The organism is Cellulomonas sp. B6 (assembly GCF_001462455.1).
Lineage (GTDB): Bacteria > Actinomycetota > Actinomycetes > Actinomycetales > Cellulomonadaceae > Cellulomonas.
Genome location: NZ_LNTD01000164.1, coordinates 15,178 through 32,666 on the forward strand (window position 1 = coordinate 15,178; position 17,489 = coordinate 32,666).

At 76.8% G+C, this 17,489-nt stretch carries 17 protein-coding genes and 1 riboswitch; of the genes, 16 read left to right on the top strand and 1 reads right to left on the bottom strand.

All coding sequences use genetic code 11. The features are described from left to right. Positions 1-3: 3 nt before the first annotated feature. The 14 genes from coaBC to ATM99_RS14410 all read left to right on the top strand — a co-directional run bounded on the left by coaBC (position 4) and on the right by ATM99_RS14410 (position 14,156). Positions 4-1,215, top strand: coding sequence for a bifunctional phosphopantothenoylcysteine decarboxylase/phosphopantothenate--cysteine ligase CoaBC (gene coaBC, locus ATM99_RS14345; RefSeq protein ID WP_062103551.1), 1,212 nt, complete (start codon positions 4-6; stop codon positions 1,213-1,215). Positions 1,216-1,243: 28 nt separating this feature from the next. After that, positions 1,244-2,440, top strand: coding sequence for a methionine adenosyltransferase (gene metK / locus ATM99_RS14350; RefSeq protein ID WP_062103552.1), 1,197 nt, complete (start codon positions 1,244-1,246; stop codon positions 2,438-2,440). 73 nt (positions 2,441-2,513) lie between these two features. Further along, positions 2,514-4,607, top strand: a complete 2,094-nt coding sequence (locus ATM99_RS14355; RefSeq protein ID WP_062103553.1) for a primosomal protein N' — start codon at positions 2,514-2,516, stop codon at positions 4,605-4,607. 39 nt (positions 4,608-4,646) lie between these two features. Continuing rightward, on the top strand, positions 4,647-5,609 hold the full coding sequence (fmt, locus tag ATM99_RS14360) for a methionyl-tRNA formyltransferase (protein ID WP_062103554.1): 963 nt from the start codon (positions 4,647-4,649) through the stop codon (positions 5,607-5,609). After that, on the top strand, positions 5,606-7,171 hold the full coding sequence (locus ATM99_RS14365; RefSeq protein WP_062103555.1) for an RsmB/NOP family class I SAM-dependent RNA methyltransferase: 1,566 nt from the start codon (positions 5,606-5,608) through the stop codon (positions 7,169-7,171). Before fmt ends, ATM99_RS14365 begins: the two co-directional genes overlap by 4 nt. 63 nt (positions 7,172-7,234) lie before the next feature. Further along, the gene (gene rpe, locus ATM99_RS14370) at positions 7,235-7,906 is read left to right on the top strand and encodes a ribulose-phosphate 3-epimerase (protein ID WP_062103556.1); all 672 of its coding nucleotides are present in this window, start codon (positions 7,235-7,237) and stop codon (positions 7,904-7,906) included. Between the two features lie 94 nt (positions 7,907-8,000). Next, a riboswitch (FMN riboswitch) is annotated at positions 8,001-8,134 on the top strand. Positions 8,135-8,219: 85 nt separating this feature from the next. After that, positions 8,220-9,302: a bifunctional diaminohydroxyphosphoribosylaminopyrimidine deaminase/5-amino-6-(5-phosphoribosylamino)uracil reductase RibD gene (gene ribD, locus ATM99_RS14375; RefSeq protein WP_062103557.1), complete on the top strand. Its 1,083-nt coding sequence runs from the start codon at positions 8,220-8,222 to the stop codon at positions 9,300-9,302. Beyond that, entirely contained in the window at positions 9,302-9,916 is a 615-nt protein-coding gene (locus ATM99_RS14380) for a riboflavin synthase (RefSeq protein WP_062103558.1), read from the top strand. Before ribD ends, ATM99_RS14380 begins: the two co-directional genes overlap by 1 nt. Further along, entirely contained in the window at positions 9,913-11,319 is a 1,407-nt protein-coding gene (gene ribA, locus ATM99_RS14385) for a GTP cyclohydrolase II (RefSeq protein WP_223305117.1), read from the top strand. Before ATM99_RS14380 ends, ribA begins: the two co-directional genes overlap by 4 nt. After that, complete coding sequence (ribH, locus tag ATM99_RS14390; protein WP_062103559.1) at positions 11,316-11,780, top strand: 6,7-dimethyl-8-ribityllumazine synthase; 465 nt, start codon at positions 11,316-11,318, stop codon at positions 11,778-11,780. Before ribA ends, ribH begins: the two co-directional genes overlap by 4 nt. 1 nt (position 11,781) lies before the next feature. Then, entirely contained in the window at positions 11,782-12,486 is a 705-nt protein-coding gene (gene pnuC / locus ATM99_RS14395; protein WP_062103560.1) for a nicotinamide riboside transporter PnuC, read from the top strand. 69 nt (positions 12,487-12,555) lie between these two features. After that, positions 12,556-12,819 (top strand): phosphoribosyl-ATP diphosphatase, encoded by a 264-nt coding sequence (locus ATM99_RS14400; protein ID WP_046530525.1) that lies wholly within the window; start codon positions 12,556-12,558, stop codon positions 12,817-12,819. 40 nt (positions 12,820-12,859) lie between these two features. Further along, positions 12,860-13,708, top strand: coding sequence for an ATP phosphoribosyltransferase (gene hisG / locus ATM99_RS14405; protein ID WP_062103561.1), 849 nt, complete (start codon positions 12,860-12,862; stop codon positions 13,706-13,708). Position 13,709: 1 nt separating this feature from the next. Then, positions 13,710-14,156, top strand: a complete 447-nt coding sequence (locus ATM99_RS14410; protein ID WP_062103562.1) for a PH domain-containing protein — start codon at positions 13,710-13,712, stop codon at positions 14,154-14,156. Between the two features lie 67 nt (positions 14,157-14,223). Here the strand turns inward: ATM99_RS14410 and ATM99_RS14415 are convergent, their stop codons facing one another. Next, positions 14,224-15,387, bottom strand: a complete 1,164-nt coding sequence (locus tag ATM99_RS14415; RefSeq protein ID WP_062103563.1) for a DUF3866 family protein — start codon at positions 15,385-15,387, stop codon at positions 14,224-14,226. Between the two features lie 72 nt (positions 15,388-15,459). On the opposite strand from ATM99_RS14415, the gene ATM99_RS14420 reads away from it, so the two are divergent. Then, positions 15,460-16,515 (top strand): YafY family protein, encoded by a 1,056-nt coding sequence (locus ATM99_RS14420; protein ID WP_062103564.1) that lies wholly within the window; start codon positions 15,460-15,462, stop codon positions 16,513-16,515. Further along, the gene (locus ATM99_RS14425; protein ID WP_062103565.1) at positions 16,508-17,488 is read left to right on the top strand and encodes a YafY family protein; all 981 of its coding nucleotides are present in this window, start codon (positions 16,508-16,510) and stop codon (positions 17,486-17,488) included. Before ATM99_RS14420 ends, ATM99_RS14425 begins: the two co-directional genes overlap by 8 nt. Position 17,489: the final 1 nt, after the last annotated feature.

Below are 17,489 nucleotides of genomic sequence, written 5' to 3' on the forward strand. Positions count from 1 at the left end.
CGCATGCGCGTCGTCCTCGGTGTCGCGGGCGGGATCGCCGCCTACAAGGCGGTCCTGCTGCTGCGGCTGCTGCGGGAGCAGGGTCACGCCGTGCGCGTGGTCCCGACGCGCGCGTCGCTCGAGTTCGTCGGTCGCGCTACCTGGGAGGCCCTGTCGGGCGAGCCGGTGACGACCGACGTCTTCGAGGACGTCGACCAGGTCGCGCACGTCGCGATCGGCAAGACCGCCGACCTGGTGGTCGTCGCCCCCGCGACGGCCGACCTGCTCGCGCGCGCCGCCGCCGGCCGCGCCGACGACCTGCTCACCGCGACGCTGCTCGTCGCGCGCTGCCCCGTGCTGCTCGCCCCCGCGATGCACACCGAGATGTGGGAGCACCCGGCGACCGTCGCGAACGTCGCCACCCTCCGTGCACGCGGCGTCCACGTCCTCGACCCCGCGTCCGGGCGCCTCACGGGTGCCGACACGGGACCCGGACGTCTCCCGGAACCCGAGGACGTCGCCGCGGCGGCCCTCCGGCTCGTGGCCCCCGCCCGCCCGTCGGACCTCACGGGCACGCGCGTGGTCGTGTCGGCCGGCGGGACCCGCGAACCCCTCGACCCGGTCCGGTTCCTCGGGAACCGGTCGTCGGGTCGGCAGGGCGTCGCGCTGGCACGTGCCGCGGCCGAGCGCGGCGCACGCGTGACGCTCGTCGCGGCGAACGTCACCCAGGACGTCCTCGCACGCGTCGGCCCCGGCGTGACGGTCGTCCCCGTGGAGACCGGCGACGAGCTGAGGACCGCGGTGCGTGCCGCCGCCGGCGAGGCCGACGTCGTCGTCATGGCCGCCGCGGTGGCCGACTACCGGCCCGCGAGCGTCGCCGACGCCAAGCTGAAGAAGACCGGCGGCGCGCCCGTGCTCGCGCTCGTGGAGACCACGGACATCCTGCGCGAGCTCGTGACCGACCCGCCCCGAGCGGGCCAGACCGTGGTCGGCTTCGCCGCCGAGACCGGGGACGCCGAGGCCTCGGTCCTCGAGCACGCCCGCGCGAAGGCCGTCCGCAAGGGTGCCGACCTGCTCGTCGTGAACCCCGTCGGGGGCGGCCGCGGCTTCGGCACGACGACCAACGACGTCACCGTCCTCGACCGCACCGGCGACGTGGTCGCGACCGCCGCAGGGACGAAGGACGAGGTGGCACACGTCGTCTGGGACGCCGTGCTGACGAGACGTCACGTCTGACCTCGCGGCGCGACGCTACGCTGCGGGCATGACTTCGTCGCTGCGCCTCTTCACGTCCGAGTCGGTGACCGAGGGGCACCCCGACAAGATCTGCGACCAGATCTCCGACGCCATCCTCGACGCGATCCTCGAGCAGGACCCGGGCGCGCGCGTGGCCGTGGAGACGATGGTCACGACCGGGCTCGTGCACGTGGCCGGCGAGGTCACGACCAGCGCGTACGTCGAGATCCCGCAGATCGTCCGTGAGGTCGTCCGCAGCATCGGGTACACGTCCTCGCTGATCGGCTTCGACGGCGACTCGTGCGGCGTCTCGGTGTCGATCGGGCAGCAGTCCTCCGACATCGCCCAGGGTGTCGACAAGGCTCTCGAGGCCCGCCAGGACGGTGCCGACCTCGACCCGCTCGACCTGCAGGGTGCGGGCGACCAGGGACTGATGTTCGGCTACGCGAGCGACGAGACCCCGTCCCTGCTGCCGCTGCCGATCTGGCTCGCGCACCGTCTCGCGGAGCGCCTCACGCTCGTCCGCAAGGAGGGCCTCGTCGCGGGCCTGCGCCCCGACGGCAAGACGCAGGTGACCGTCGGCTACGACGGCGACCGCCCGGTCACGCTCGACACCGTGGTCCTCTCGACGCAGCACGAGCCCGACGTCCTCAACGACCACCTCGTCGCGCAGATCGCCGAGCACGTCGTCGCGCCCGTGCTCGCCGACGTCGACATCGACACGTCCTCGTACCGCCTGCTGGTCAACCCGACGGGGCAGTTCGTGATCGGCGGGCCGCAGGGCGACGCCGGGCTCACGGGCCGCAAGATCATCGTCGACACCTACGGCGGCATGGCCCGCCACGGCGGCGGAGCGTTCTCCGGCAAGGACCCGTCGAAGGTCGACCGCTCGGCCGCGTACGCGCTGCGCTGGGTGGCGAAGAACGTCGTCGCGGCCGGCCTCGCGCGGCGCTGCGAGGTGCAGGTCGCCTACGCGATCGGCAAGGCGCACCCCGTCGGCCTGTACGTCGAGACCTTCGGGACCTCGCAGGTCTCCGACGAGCGGCTCACCGCCGCGATCCGCCAGGTGTTCGACCTGCGTCCCGCCGCGATCGTGCGCGACCTGGAGCTGCTGCGCCCCGTGTACCGCAAGACGGCCGCCTACGGGCACTTCGGCCGCGACCTGCCCGAGTTCACGTGGGAGCGCACGGACCGCACGGCCGAGCTGATCGCGGCCGTCGGCTGACGCCACCGGCTCGGGGACGCCTCTGCGCGTCGCGTCCCCGAGCCGCACGGGTGCGTCGGCGGGGCGTGATGGGATGAGCACCGTGAACGAGCCCGCACCCGAGCAGCCCGCACTCGCGGGGCTCGAGGTGCCCGCACCGCGCCGGCCCCGCGTCCGGGCCCCCGTGGGTGCCGCCGAGCACCTCCCGATCGCTCGGGTCTGCGTCGACCTGGCACCGCCGCACCTCGACCGCCCCTTCGAGTACCTGGTCCCCGCGAACCTCGACGCCGCCGCGCGGCCGGGCGTCCGCGTCAAGGTGCGGTTCGCCGGCCAGGACGTCGACGGCTGGCTCCTGGAACGCGTCGAGCAGGCGGAGCACGACGGACGGCTCCTGCCCCTGCGACGCGTCGTGTCGCAGGAGGCCGTCGTCTCGCCCGCCGTCGCGCGCCTCGCGCGCGCCGTGGCCGACCGGTGGGCGGGCACGCTCGCCGACGTCCTGCGCCTGGCCGTGCCGCCGCGCCACGCACGTGTCGAGGGTGAGGCCGCCGGCGGCGCGGCCGGCACCGCGCCCGCACCCGGGACGACGCCCGCGGTCGCGTGGGACCCCTACCGCGGCGGCCCCGCCTTCCTGCGGCACGTGCTGGCCGGCGGCGCGCCGCGTGCCGTGTGGACGGCGCTCCCCGGTGCGGGGCCCCACCGGTGGGCGGCGGCCGTCGCGCAGGCGGTCTCCACGTGCGTCGTCGGCGGGCGCGGCGCGCTGGTCGTCGTGCCCGACGGTCGCGACGTCGACCGGGTGTGCGCCGCGCTGCGCGAGGTGGGCCTCGACGACGTCAGCGCGGGCGGGCCGGTCGCCCGGCTCGTCGCGGACGACGGGCCGGCCGCGCGCTACCGCGCGTTCCTCGCGACGCTGCGGGGGAGCGCGCGCGTCGTGGTCGGGACCCGCGCCTCGGCGTTCGCGCCCGTCGCGGACCTCGGGCTCGCGGTCTGCTGGGACGACGGCGACCTGCAGCACGCCGAGCCGCGCTCGCCCTACCCGCACGTCCGCGAGGTGCTCGCGCTGCGCTCCGAGCTGGAGGGCGCGGCGCTGCTCGTCGGCGGGCACGCGCGCACGGTCGAGGCGCAGCACCTGGTCGCGACGGGGTGGGCGCACGAGGTCGCCGCGGACCGTGCCACGGCACGGGCCCGCGCCGCGCGGGTGCGCGCCCTCACGAGCGTCGAGCTCGCGCGCGAGGGCCCGGCCGCAGCGGCGCGGCTGCCGGCGCCGACCTGGCGCACGATGCGGGACGCGCTGGCCGTCGGCGCCGTCCTCGTCCAGGTGCCGCGTGCCGGCTACGTGCCGGTCGTCGCGTGCGGACGCTGCCGCACGCCCGCGCGCTGCACGACCTGCCACGGCCCGCTCGGGCTGACCTCGGGCGACGGGCCGCCGTCGTGCGGCTGGTGCGGACGCCTGGCGACGGGATGGCGGTGCGCCGAGTGCGGGGCGCAGGCGCTGCGCTCGGTGCGGGTCGGCTCCGAACGCACCGCCGAGGAGCTCGGGCGTGCGTTCCCGGGCGTCACCGTGCGCGTCTCGGGGGCACGTGCGGCGGGTGGCGTGCTGGCCGAGGTCCCCGACAGGCCCGCCCTCGTCGTCGCGACCCCCGGTGCGGAGCCGCACGTGGCGTCGGGCTACGCGGCGGCCGTCCTGCTCGACGCCGCGGTGGCGAGCGCGGGGGAGCACCTGGGGGCCGAGGTGGACGCGCTACGGCGGTGGCTCGCCGCTGCGGCGCTCGTACGGTCGGCCGCCGACGGCGGTCAGGTGCTGCTCGTCGGCGACGGGGCCGCCCGGCCGACGCAGGCGCTGGTCCGCTGGGACCCCGCCGGCCTCGCGCAGCGCGAGCTCGACGAACGGGCCGAGCTCCGTCTGCCGCCGGCCGTGCGGGTCGCGGCGCTCACGGGCACCCGCGACGCGGTCGCGGCGGTCGTGTCCCGCGTGACCGTCGCGGGGCTCGAGCTCCTGGGACCTGTCCCGCTGCCGGCCGACCCGCAGCAGGGCGCCGCGCTGGAGCCCGAGGTCCGGGCGCTGCTGCGCGTCCCGCCCGACCGCGGGGCGGAGCTCGCCCGGGCCGTCGCCGCGTCGGTCGCCATCCGCAGCGCACGGCGCGAGGGCGGCACCGTGCGCGTGCAGGTCGACCCCGCCGACCTGCTGTGACGCACGGGGCCCGGTGCCGCTCGACCTAGGATCGTGCCCATGCGTCTGCTCTTCGCGGGGAGTCCCGCGGCCGCCGTGCCCTCGCTCGAGGCCCTGCTCGCCTCCCGCCACGAGGTGGTCGCCGTGCTCACGCGGCCCGACGCCCGGGTCGGGCGCGGCCGGACCCGGCAGCCGTCGCCCGTCGCGGCGCTCGCGCGCGAGCACGGGCTGGACGTCCTCACGCCGCGCACGCTGCGCGACCCCGAGGTCGCGGCGCAGCTGCGGGACCTGCGGGTCGACGCGGCACCCGTGGTCGCCTACGGCGTGCTCGTGCCGGCGGACCTGCTCACGGTGCCCACGCACGGGTGGGTCAACCTGCACTTCTCGGTCCTGCCCGCGTGGCGTGGCGCCGCGCCGGTGCAGCGCGCGCTCATGGCGGGCGACGAGGTGACGGGCGCGTCGACGTTCGTCATCGAGGAGGGGCTGGACACCGGTCCCGTGCTGGGCACGCTGACGGAGACGATCCGACCGACCGACACCTCGGGCGACCTGCTGGGGCGGTTGTCCGTCGCGGGAGCCGAGCTGCTGGTGCGCACGCTCGACGCGCTGGAGGACGGCACGCTGCAGTCCGTGCCGCAGCCGCACGACGGCGTCAGCCACGCGCCGAAGCTGACGCCCGAGGACGCGCGGGTGCGCTGGACGCACCCCGCGCACGTCGTCGACCGGCGCATCCGGGGCTGCACCCCCGCGCCCGGGGCCTGGACGACGCTGCCCGACGGCCAGCGGCTGGGACTGGGGCCCGTGCGCGTCGTGGCCGACGTGACCGACCTGCGCCCCGGTGAGCTGCGTGCCGACAAGCGCGAGGTGCTGGTCGGCACGGGCGTCGGTGCGGTCCGGCTCGGCGACGTCACGGCGCCGGGCAAGCGTGCCGTGCCCGCCGCGGACTGGGCGCGTGGCGCCCGGCTCGCGCCCGGCACAGTCCTGGGAGATGACACCGGTACCGACGTGGAGGTCGAGGCGTGAGCCCGCAGGAGCGCCGGCCTCGGGGCGAGGGGCGCGGCGAGGACCGCGGTCCGCGCCGCGGCGAGCCCGACGCACGTCGAGACCCGCGGGGGCGCCAGCGCGGCGCCGCCCGCTCCGAGGGCCGCACGGGTCGCACGACCGCTGCCCCGTCGCAGCGTGCGCGTGCGGGTGACCCCGCACGCGGCGCCGCCTTCGACGCGCTGCGCGCCGTCGCGGACTCCGACGCGTACGCGAACCTCGTGCTCCCCCCGTTGCTGCGCGAGCGCGGCGTCACGGGCCGGGACGCGGGGTTCGCCACCGAGCTCGCCTACGGCACGCTCCGGCTGCGCGGCCGGTACGACGCCGTGCTCGGCCACGCCTCGTCCCGGCCGCTCGACCAGGTGGACGGCCCGGTGCTGGACGTGCTGCGGCTCGGCGCGCACCAGCTCCTGGGCATGCGCGTGCCGTCGCACGCAGCGGTGTCCGAGACGGTCGCGCTCGCCCGTGGACGCGTGGGGGCGGGTGCGGCGCAGTTCGTCAACGCCGTGCTGCGACGGGTCTCCGAGCGGTCCCTCGACGAGTGGTTGCAGGTCGTGGGCGACGCGGCCGACCCGGCGGGCACGGACGCGACCGCACGGCTCGCGGCCGTCGAGAGCCACCCGGCGTGGGTCGTGCGGGCGCTGCGCGAGTCGCTCGTCGGGTCGGGTCGCGGCGCCGACGAGCTGGGCGCTCTGCTCGCGGCCGACAACGCGCCGCCGCGCGTCACGCTCGTCGCACGGCCGGGGCTGGTCGAGGAGGCCGAGCTCGCGGCGCAGGCCGAGATCGCCGCTGCGGGCCTCGTGCCCACCGCGTTCGTGCTCGCGAGCGGCGACCCGGGCACGGCGCGCGCCGTGCGTGACGGCCGCGCCGGGGTGCAGGACGAGGGCTCGCAGCTGGTCACGCTGGCACTGGTCGCCGCGCCCGTCGAGGGCACCGACGCACGGTGGCTGGACCTGTGCGCGGGCCCCGGCGGGAAGGCGGCTCTGCTGGCCGCCCTCGCGGCGCAGCGGGGTGCGCGCGTCGTCGCCAACGAGCTGCAGCCGCACCGTGCGCGGCTGGTCTCGCAGTCGCTGCGCGCCGTGCCCGCCGCCGCGGTCGAGGAGGTGCGTACCGGTGACGGCCGCGAGGTCGGGCGCCTCGAGCCGGCGTCGTACGACCGCGTCCTCCTCGACGCGCCGTGCACGGGCCTGGGCGCGCTGCGGCGCCGTCCCGAGTCCCGCTGGCGGCGGACGCCCGCCGACCTCGCGACCCTGAGCGCGCTGCAGCGCGAGCTGCTCGCGTCGGCGGTGGCCGCGGTGCGCCCCGGTGGCGTCGTGGGCTACGTGACGTGCTCGCCGCACCTGGCCGAGACGCAGCTCGTGGTCCACGACGCGGTGCGCGCGGCGCAGCGCTCCGGCACGCCCGTCGAGGTCCTGGACGCCGCGCCCGTCGTCGCGCAGGTAGCTCCGTCGTGGGAACCGGTCGCGGGCCGCCGTGACGTGCAGCTGTGGCCGCACGTGCACGGGACCGACGCGATGCACCTCACGCTGCTCCGCCGCCTCTGAGCGCGCCTTGCCCGCGGGGGAGCGGCGCGCGCCGAGGACCCCGCGCCTCGGTACGGTGGGCTCGTGGCACCCGTGCTGATCAACCCGAGCATCCTGTCCGCGGACTTCGTCAACCTCGAGCGCGACCTGCAGCGGATCGCGACCGCCGACTACGCGCACGTCGACGTCATGGACCAGCACTTCGTGCCGAACCTGACGATCGGCCTGCCGGTCGTGCGGCGGATCGCCGAGGTCAGCCCGGTGCCGCTCGACGTGCACCTCATGGTCGAGGACGCGGACCGCTGGGCGCCGCAGTACGCCGAGGCGGGAGCGCGGTCCGTGACGTTCCACGCGGAGGCGACGCAGGCGCCGGTCCGGCTCGCGCGCGAGCTGCGGGCAGGCGGCGTCCGCGCGGCGGTCGCGCTGCGTCCGGCGACGCCCGTCGAGCCGTTCCTGGACCTGCTGGCCGAGATCGACATGGTGCTCGTGATGACGGTCGAGCCGGGGTTCGGCGGGCAGGCGTTCATCGAGGGCACGCTCGCGAAGGTGCAGCGGACGCGCGCGGCGATCACCGCGGCCGGCGCGGACACGTGGGTGCAGGTGGACGGCGGCGTGTCGCGTGACACGATCGGCCGCATCGCGCGGGCCGGCGCGAACGTCTTCGTGGCGGGCTCGGCCGTCTACGGCGCGCCCGACGTGGCGGCCGAGATCGCGACCCTGCGGACGCTCGCCGCGCACCCGACGACCGAGGCCTGAGGCCCGCCCACCGCGTGTCACGGGGCCGCGCCGCGCGGTTCCGGACCGTGCGCGTGGCGGGAATGGCCGCTGTGGCATCATCGTTGCAGAACACACACGTGCTCCGGGGTCGGTGAAAGTCCGAGCCGGCGGTGACAGTCCGCGACCCGTGAGCCCCGCGAGGGGCGAGCGGTTGACCTGGTGGAACTCCAGGACCGACGGTGAAAGTCCGGATGGGAGGAGACGCGTGCACGGTGCGCCCCTGCGCGCGCCGTGACGGTGCGTCGTACGCCCGTGCACCCCGGAGCCCGCCGAGGCGACGGAGGTGCGGGGCATGAGCGCGACGACCGTGGCGGACGTCCGTCCGCACGAGCGGGCCGCGATGGCGCACGCGCTCGAGCTCGCGGCCCGCGGGCCGCTGGGCCCCAACCCGCGGGTCGGCTGCGTCCTGCTGTCCCCGGACGGCGCGGTCCTGGGCGAGGGGTGGCACCGCGGCGCGGGGACGCCGCACGCCGAGGTCGCCGCGCTGGCCGACGCCCGCGAGCGCGGTGCGGACGTGCACGGTGCGACGGCGGTGGTGACGCTGGAGCCGTGCGACCACGTGGGGCGCACCGGTCCGTGCTCGCTGGCCCTGCTGGCGGCGGGCGTCGCGCGGGTGGTCGTGGCGGTCGAGGACCCGAACCCGGTGGCGTCCGGGGGAGCGGCGCGCCTGCACGAGGCGGGGGTCGAGGTCGTGAGGGGCGTGCTCGCGGACGAGGGCGTGGCGGCGCTGGGGGCGTGGCTGCCGGCGGTGACGCGGGGCCGGCCGTTCGTGACGCTGAAGCTCGCGGCGTCGCTCGACGGGCGGGTCGCGGCCGTGGACGGCAGCAGCCGGTGGATCACGTCGGACGTCGCACGCCGGCACGCGCACGGGCTGCGCGCCGAGGTCGGCGCGATCGTCGTGGGGACGGGCACGGCGCTGGCGGACGACCCGTCGTTGACGGCCCGGACGGGTGACGGGTCCCTCGTCGAGCACCAGCCGCTGCGGGTGGTCGTCGGCCTCCGTGACGTCCCGGAGGGTGCGCGGCTGCGCGGCCCGGGCGGCGAGCTGGTGCACCTGCGCACGCACGACCCCGCACGGGTGCTGGCGGCGCTGCACGCGCGGGAGGTGCGGCACGTGCTGGTCGAGGGCGGGCCGACGCTGGCGGCGGCGTTCGTCGCGGCGGGGCTGGTCGACGAGGTGCACGCGTACGTGGCCCCGGTGCTGCTCGGCACCGGGCCGGCCGCGCTGGGCGACCTGGGCGTGCGCTCGATCGGCGACGCCGTGCGGCTGGTGCCGCGCGAGGTGCACCCGCTGGGTCCCGACGTGCTGGTCGTCGCGACCCCCGAACCCCGGTCGGCCGCGCACGCGGCGGCCACGTCGCAGGAGGAGCGCTGATGTTCACGGGCATCGTCGAGGAGCTGGGCACGGTCGTCGCGCTGGAGCCCGGTGGTGGTGCGGAGGCGGACGCGCGGCTGCGGGTGCGGGGCGACCTGGTGACGTCCGACGCGCACCTGGGGGACTCGATCGCGGTGAGCGGGGTGTGCCTGACGGTCGCGGAGCTGCCGGGGGACGGCACGTTCGTTGCTGACGTCATGCCGGAGACGCTGCGGCGCTCGGCGCTGGGCGGGCTGGGGGCGGGCGACCGGGTGAACCTGGAGCGGGCGCTGACGGTGGGTGGTCGGTACGGCGGGCACGTCGTGCAGGGGCACGTCGACGGTGTGGGCGTGGTGCGTTCGCGCCGCCCGGGGCCGCGGTGGGACGAGGTCGAGATCGGCCTCGACCCGGCGCTCGCGCGGTACGTGGCGGAGAAGGGCTCGATCGCGGTGTCGGGCGTGTCGCTGACGGTGACGCACGTGGGGGACGACGTGTTCGGGGTCTCCCTGATCCCGACGACGCTCGAGGTCACGACGCTGGGGAGCCTGGCACCGGGCGCGACCGTGAACCTCGAGGTCGACGTGCTCGCGAAGTACACCGAGCGGCTGCTCGCGACGTCGGGGGTGGCACGGTGACGGCGGACGGCGAGGTCCGTCTGGGCACGGTCGAGGAGGCGCTCGACGCGCTGCGCGCGGGGCGTCCCGTGCTCGTCGCGGACTCCGCGGACCGGGAGGACGAGGCGGACGTCGTGCTCGCGGCGCAGTCCGCGACGCCCGAGTGGGTCGCGTGGACGATCCGTCGCTCGTCGGGGTACCTGTGCGCGCCGATGCCGGCCGAGCGCGCGGACGCACTCGACCTGCCGCTCATGGTGCCCAGCAGCCAGGACCCGCGCCGCACGGCGTACACCGTGACGGTCGACGCGGCGACGGGCGTGACGACGGGCATCTCGGCGGCCGACCGGGCGCGCACGCTGCGCGTGCTGGCGGACCCGGCGTCGGGCCGCGGCGACCTGATCCGCCCCGGGCACGTGCTGCCGCTGCGCGCGGTGCCCGGCGGCGTGCTGCACCGGGCGGGGCACACCGAGGCCGCGGTCGACCTGTGCCGGCTGGCCGGCCTGGAGGCCGTGGGGGCGATCGCCGAGCTCGTGCGGGACGACGGTCGCATGGTGCGCCTGCCCGAGGCGTCGGCGATCGCCGCCGAGGCGGGCCTGGTGCTGCTGACGATCGCGGACCTGCAGGCGTGGCGCCTCGCGCACGACGACGTCGCGCCCGCCGCCGGGACCGCCCCGGAGCAGCCGCGCGTGCACGCGACGCACACCGCGTCCCTGCCGACCGCGCACGGCGAGTTCCGGGTGCACGGGTACCGCGACCTGCGCACGGGCGACGAGCACGTCGCGCTCGTGGCGGCCTCGGGCCTCGTCGACGAGCCGGCGGTGCGCGTGCACTCCGAGTGCCTCACGGGCGACGCGTTCGGCTCCGCCCGGTGCGACTGCGGCCCGCAGCTCGACGCGGCGCTGCGGATCGCCGCCGCGGAGGGCGGCGCGGTCGTCTACCTGCGGGGGCACGAGGGGCGGGGGATCGGGCTGCTCGCGAAGGTGGCGGCGTACGCGCTGCAGGACGCGGGCCGCGACACCGTCGAGGCGAACGTCGACCTCGGCTGGCCCGCGGACCGGCGCGAGTACGGCGCGGCCGCCGCGATCCTCGCGGACCTCGGCGCGCGCCGCGTCCGCCTGCTGACGAACAACCCCGCCAAGGTCACGGGCCTGCGCGCGCACGGCGTCGAGGTCACGCAGGTGCGCGCGCTCGAGGTGGGGCGCACCCCGCACAACGAGGCCTACCTGCGCACCAAGGCCACGACCATGGGGCACCTGCTGCACCTCGACGACGCACCGGACGGCTCCGGTGCGTCCGCGACCCCGGCGCCCGGCGACCCCGTGCGGGTCGACCCGGTGCCCGTCGCCCCCGTGCACGCCGCGCCCGCTCCCGTGGGCACCGACACCACCGACCACGCGTTCGACCCCCTGGAGGAGCTGGCATGAGCGGCGCAGGATCGCCCACCCTGGACGTCGACGGCACGGGGCTGCGCGTCACGGTCGTCGCCGCGAGCTGGCACACGACCGTCATGGACGGCCTGATCGCCGGGGCGCGGCGCGCGCTCGACGACGCGCGGGTGACCGACGTGCGCGTCGTGCGCGTGCCGGGCACGTTCGAGCTGCCCGTGGCCGCGGCGCGTGCCGCGCAGGACGCCGACGCGGTCGTGGCGCTGGGCGTCGTGATCCGTGGCGGCACGCCGCACTTCGAGTACGTGTGCCAGGCCGCGACGGTGGGCCTCACCGACGTCGCGGTGCGCACGGGCGTGCCCGTCGGCTTCGGCGTGCTCACGTGCGACGACGAGCAGCAGGCGCTCGACCGCGCCGGCCTGGCCGGGTCCCACGAGGACAAGGGCGCCGAGGCCGCGCAGGCCGCTGTCGCGACCGTCCTGGCGCTGCGGGGGCTGTGACGTGGGCCCGCTCGGCTGGCTCTTCGACGCGACCCTGACGGTCGCGGGGTACGACGTGCTCTGGCGCGAGATCGTCGGCAACCTGTTCGGCCTCGCGGCCGCGGTCGGCGGCCTGCGGCGCCGCGTGTGGGCGTGGCCCGTGGGCGTCGTGGGGAACGTCCTGCTGTTCACGGTGTTCCTCGGCGGCGTGTTCCACACCCCGCAGCAGACCGACCTGTACGGGCAGGCGGGCCGGCAGGTGTTCTTCGTCATCGTGTCCGTGTACGGCTGGGTGCGCTGGCGCGGTGCGCAGCGGGCCGCGGCCGCGGCCGCGGGCGGCGACGCCGACGCCCCCGCCGTCGTGCCGCGCTGGGCCGGGCGGAGGGGGTGGGTCCTCATCGGCTCGGTCGCGGTCGTGGGCACGGCGGTCTTCGCGGCCGTGTTCTCGGCGCTCGGGTCGTGGGGCCCCTGGGCGGACGCGTGGATCTTCGTCGGCTCGATGCTCGCGACGTACGGCATGGCGCGCGGCTGGATCGAGTTCTGGCTCATCTGGATCGCCGTCGACGCGGTCGGCGTCCCGCTGCTGCTGTCCGCCGGGTACTACCCGTCGGCCGTGCTCTACGCGGTCTACGGGGCCGTCGTCCTCTACGGGTTCGTCGTGTGGTGGCGCGCCCGCGACGCGGCCGCCGCGACCGACGCCGTGGCGGAACGCGTCCCGACCGCCTGACGCCCGCGCGCGTCCGCGGACGTGGACGGCGACGCGACCCACCACGTCGCCCGTCTAGGCTGGTCGGTCGTGAAGACCTTCGACGCGTTGTTCGCCGAGCTGTCCGACAAGGCCACGACCCGCCCCGCGGGCTCCGGCACGGTCGCCGAGCTGGACGCCGGCGTGCACGCCATCGGCAAGAAGATCGTCGAGGAGGCCGCCGAGGTCTGGATGGCCGCCGAGCACGAGTCCGACGAGCGCGCCGCCGAGGAGATCTCCCAGCTGCTCTACCACCTGCAGGTGCTCATGCTCGCCAAGGGCCTGACGCTGCAGGACGTCTACACGCACCTGTGACGCGCCCCCGCCACACCCCACCGAACCACCCGAGGACACCGTGCTGAGGATCGCCGTCCCCAACAAGGGCTCCCTGTCGGAGCCCGCCGCCGACATGCTGCGCGAGGCGGGCTACCGCCAGCGCCGCGACTCGCGCGAGCTCGTGCTGCCCGACCCGGACAACGACGTCGAGTTCTTCTTCCTGCGTCCCCGCGACGTCGCCGTGTACGTCGGCGCCGGGACCGTCGACGTCGGCATCACCGGCCGTGACCTGCTCATCGACTCCGCGTCCGAGGCCGTCGAGCACCTGCCGCTCGGCTTCGCGCGCTCCACGTTCCGGTTCGCCGGCGCCGCGGGGCGGCTGACCGACGCCCGGCAGATCGCCGGGCTGCGCGTCGCGACCTCGTACTCCGAGCTCGTCGCCGCCTACCTGCGTGAGCGCGGCATCGAGCCCGAGGCCGTCGTGCGCCTCGACGGGGCCGTCGAGTCAGCGATCCGCCTCGGCGTCGCGGACGTCATCGCCGACGTCGTCGAGACCGGCTCGACCCTGCGTGCCGCGGGGCTCGAGGTCTTCGGCGAGCCGATCCTGCGCTCCGAGGCCGTGCTGATCCGGCGCGCCGACGTCGACCAGCCCGCGGGCCTCGACACCCTCACACGGCGCCTGCAGGGCGTGCTGACGGCCCGCGAGTACGTCCTCATGGACTACGACGTGCCGCTGCACCTCGTCGACGACGCGGTGGCGATCACGCCCGGGCTCGAGTCGCCCACGGTGTCGCCGCTGCACAACGGCGAGTGGGCCGCCGTGCGCGCGATGGTCCCGCGCAGCCAGACCAACCGCGTCATGGACGCGCTGTACGACGTCGGCGCGCGCGCGATCCTCGTGACGTCCATCCTCGCCTGCCGGATCTGACGTGCCCACGCCCGACGACGCGCTCGCCGCACCGTTCCGCCCGCGCCTCGCGCGCGTCGTGACGCTCGCGGTGGCCGTCGTCGTGCTCGCGCTCACGGCGGTGCTGGTGCTGACCATGCCGGGGCTCGCACCGCTCGACCAGACCGGGTTCGTGCTGTTCGGGCTCCTCATCGCGTGGTTCTGCTGGCGTCAGGCGTCCGTGCGGGCCGTGCCCGACGCGACCGGGATCGTCGTGCGGAACCTGCTGGTGACGACGCACGTCGACTGGGCGCAGATCGTGTCGGTGCGCTTCGGTGAGGGCCGGGCGTGGGTGCAGCTCGACCTGGCCGACGGGGACACGCTCGCCGTCATGGGCGTGCAGCGCGCGGACGGCGCGTTCGCCGAGCAGGAGGCCCGCCGCCTCGCGACGCTCGTCGCCCGCCGCACCGCGACCCCGCGCGACGACTGACCCCGCCGCGGCGACGCCCGGGACCACACACCCCCGGGCACCCGGGGCGCCCGGGTACCGGAGACCGTCAGACCGGCGCCGACCGCACCGCGTGCACACCGGCGACCGCCGCAGCGAGGAAGGCTGCGGGGTCCGCGTCGAGCCGCCGACCCATGGTCGAGAGCGTCACGGGGGAGCCGCGCAGCGCGTCGAGCAGCGCGTCGTCCGCCGTCACACGCACCGCGCGATGCCGTCCCTGCGGCGCCACGAGCGCGGCGACCTGGGCGCCCACGCGGTCCGCGAGCACCTGCCACGCTCCCGTGCCGGGCTCGGCCAGGAGGTCCTGCGGCGTCCCCGGGAGCGAGGCCGCGAAGTCCGGGACCACGACGTCGCACGGCGCGAGCGCGACCCGCCCGTAGGCGGTCGACGAGTGGTGCGACACACCGAGGTGGCGCTCGCGCGCGTCGGCGCCCGAGACCCGCAGCGACGCGACGGGCCGACCCCCGAGGGTCGCGGCCGCGTTGAGGGCCTCGCCTGCCGCGACGCCCGAGAAGCCCCAGCGGGTCCCGGTGCCGAGGTTGCCGGGGCCCTGAGCGACGACCACGAGGTCGGCGTCGAGCACGTGGCGGGCCGCGAGCAGCCCGGTGTGGACGGTGACGGCCTCGAGGTCGCCGCCGAACGCCTGACCCGTGGTGACGCACGCGTCGATCCAGCCGGCGCTCCGCAGGCCGTCGACCGCGCGCGAGAACCACGCCGGCAGCGCTCCGCCGTCGGTCATGACGTACACGACGCGCGGTACGGGGCGGCCGGCGGCCGCGGCCGCGGCGCGCGCACCGGCGACCACGGCGGGCAGCGCGGAGTGCAGGTCCGCGACCACGACGGGCATCCCGGCGAGGTCGTCGGCGTCCCGCAGCGCCTCGTGGTGCGGGGACTCCTGGTCGTCGACCCCCAGGACCATCGCCTGCAACGGCGTGTAGCGGGCCTTGACCAGGTGTCCGGGCCCGGGCAGCGGGTCGGGCACGAGCGCGTCGGTGCGGGCCACGACGAGCGCGTACCCGCCGGTGCCCAGCCCGCGGACCAGCGCGGTCACGTTGAGCAGCACGCGCGCACCCGGCACGACCTCGCCCACGAGCTGGGGGTACGACAGCGCGCGGACCGTGCGGTCCTCGCCCTCGAGCTCCACGGTCGACTCGCAGGCACCGTCCCACCGGGCCCGGCACTCCGTCACGACTCCGGCACGCCACGCGATCACGCGCCCACGCTACCGGCGCGCCGCACGTCACCGGGTCGGGCGGGGCGCCCGCTGCGACTACCGTGGTGCCCGATGCCCCCCGCGATCCCACCCGCCGAGCGCCTGCTCAACCTCGTCATCGCCCTGGTCAACACCACGGGCCGGATGACGAAGGAGCAGGTGCGCTCGTCCGTGGCCGGGTACCGCGACGCTCGCTCCGACGACGCGTTCGAGCGGATGTTCGAGCGCGACAAGGACACGCTGCGCGACCTGGGCATCCCGGTGCTCACCGTCACGCACGCCGGGCACGGTGACGACATCGGGTACCGCATCGACGTCGAGCACTGGTCGCTGCCCGCGGTCGAGCTGACGGCCGCCGAGCTCGGCGTCCTCGCGCTGGCCGCGCAGGTGTGGCAGGACCAGTCCCTGCGCGCCGACTCGACGCGCGCGCTGACCAAGCTGCGCGCGGTCGGCGCGGAGCCGGGTGCGGCCGACCTCGTCGCGGGCCTCGCGCCCCGTGTCCGCGCGGGCGGCGACGCGTTCGGTCCGCTCGTCGACGCCGTCCAGAACCGGCAGGCCGTGCGCTTCACGTACCACGCGGCCACGACCGGAGAGGTCCGCGAGCGTCGGGTCGAGCCGTGGAAGCTGCTGGCGCGCCGCGGCGGCTGGGTGCTGCTCGCCCGTGACCGGGACCGGGACGCGAGCAGATCGTTCCGGCTCAGCCGGATCCGCGGGGGCGTACGCCCGCTGGGGCCTGCGGGCGGCTTCACACCGCCGACCCCCGAGGAGCTGGCCGAGGCGTCGCGCGCGTGGGTCGGCGACGGTCCCGAGCGCACCGCGCTGCTGGCCGTGACCCCGGAGCGCGCGGGTGCGCTGCGGGCGCGCGCCGTCGCCGTGCCGCAGGACGCCGCGCTGCCGGCGGGTGCCGACCGCGTCCTCGAGGGACGTGAGCTCGTGGCGGTCCCGTACCGGCTCGGCTGGGAGCTGGCCGAGGAGGTCGTCGGGTACGGCGACGCCGTGGTCGTGCTGGCCCCCGCGGACGTGCGCGACCAGGTGGTCGGGATGCTGCGCGTCGCGGCGCGGCTCGACCGGCCGGGGGAGCGTGCCGTGCACGACGTCGCGGCGGTCGAGGAGGTGCGGGGTGCCTGAGCGCGCGAGCGACCGCCTCGTGCGGATGCTGGGGATCGTGGCCTACCTCGAGCGGCACGACGCGGTGCCGGTCGAGCAGCTCGCCGCGCAGTTCGGCGTGGCGCCCGAGCAGGTGATGGCCGACGTCGACACGCTGTGGGTGACGGGCACGCCCGGGTACCTGCCCGACGACCTCATCGACTTCGACGCCGCGTCGTACGAGCAGGGCGTGGTGCGGCTGACCGAGTCGCGCGGCATGACGCGTCCGCTGCGGCTGGGCCCGCGCGAGGGCGTGGCGCTCCTCGCGGCGCTGCGCTCGCTCGCGGCCCTGCGTCCCGCGCTCGACGCCGACCGCGCGGCCGCGCTGGACTCGGTGCTCGCGAAGGTGCAGGCCGCCACCGGTGACGCCGCGGCCGCCGTCCCGGTCGAGGTCGAGCTGCAGGTCGGCGCGGCACCGGCGGTCGCGGCCGCGATCGGCACGGCGCTGGCCGAGCGACGCCGCCTGCGGCTGCGGTACGTCGACGCGTCCGACGTCCTCACCGAGCGCGACGTGGACCCCGTGCGCCTCGTGAGCGAGGACGAGCGCTCGTACCTGCTCGCGTGGTCGCTCGCGGCCGACGCCGAGCGGCGCTTCCGGCTCGACCGGGTCGTCGAGGCCACCGTGCTGCCCGACGCGGCGCAGCCCCACGACGTCACGGCCGACGCCGACGTGTTCCAGCCCGACGCGTCGGGCGAGCTCGTGACGGTGCGGCTGGCCGGGCGCGCGCGCTGGGTCGCGGAGTCCGTGCCCGTGGAGCGCACGCACGAGCGCGGTGACGGCTCGTTCGACGTCGAGCTGCGCGTCGTGCAGCCGGCCTGGTTGCGGCACCTGCTGCTGCAGGTCGCCGACGACGTGCTCGACGTCCGGCCCGAGCGGGTCGCCCGGGACACCGCGGCGGCCGCACGCGCGGCGCTGGACGCGTACACGCCGCTGCTGGACGCGGAGGAGGGCTGAC

Coding starts and splice junctions, on each gene's coding strand:
- coaBC (WP_062103551.1), top strand. CDS start 4: ATGCGCGTCGTCCTCGGTGTCGCGGGCGGGATCGCCGCCTACAAGGCG.
- metK (WP_062103552.1), top strand. CDS start 1,244: ATGACTTCGTCGCTGCGCCTCTTCACGTCCGAGTCGGTGACCGAGGGG.
- ATM99_RS14355 (WP_062103553.1), top strand. CDS start 2,514: ATGAGCACCGTGAACGAGCCCGCACCCGAGCAGCCCGCACTCGCGGGG.
- fmt (WP_062103554.1), top strand. CDS start 4,647: ATGCGTCTGCTCTTCGCGGGGAGTCCCGCGGCCGCCGTGCCCTCGCTC.
- ribD (WP_062103557.1), top strand. CDS start 8,220: ATGAGCGCGACGACCGTGGCGGACGTCCGTCCGCACGAGCGGGCCGCG.
- ATM99_RS14380 (WP_062103558.1), top strand. CDS start 9,302: ATGTTCACGGGCATCGTCGAGGAGCTGGGCACGGTCGTCGCGCTGGAG.
- ribH (WP_062103559.1), top strand. CDS start 11,316: ATGAGCGGCGCAGGATCGCCCACCCTGGACGTCGACGGCACGGGGCTG.
- ATM99_RS14420 (WP_062103564.1), top strand. CDS start 15,460: ATGCCCCCCGCGATCCCACCCGCCGAGCGCCTGCTCAACCTCGTCATC.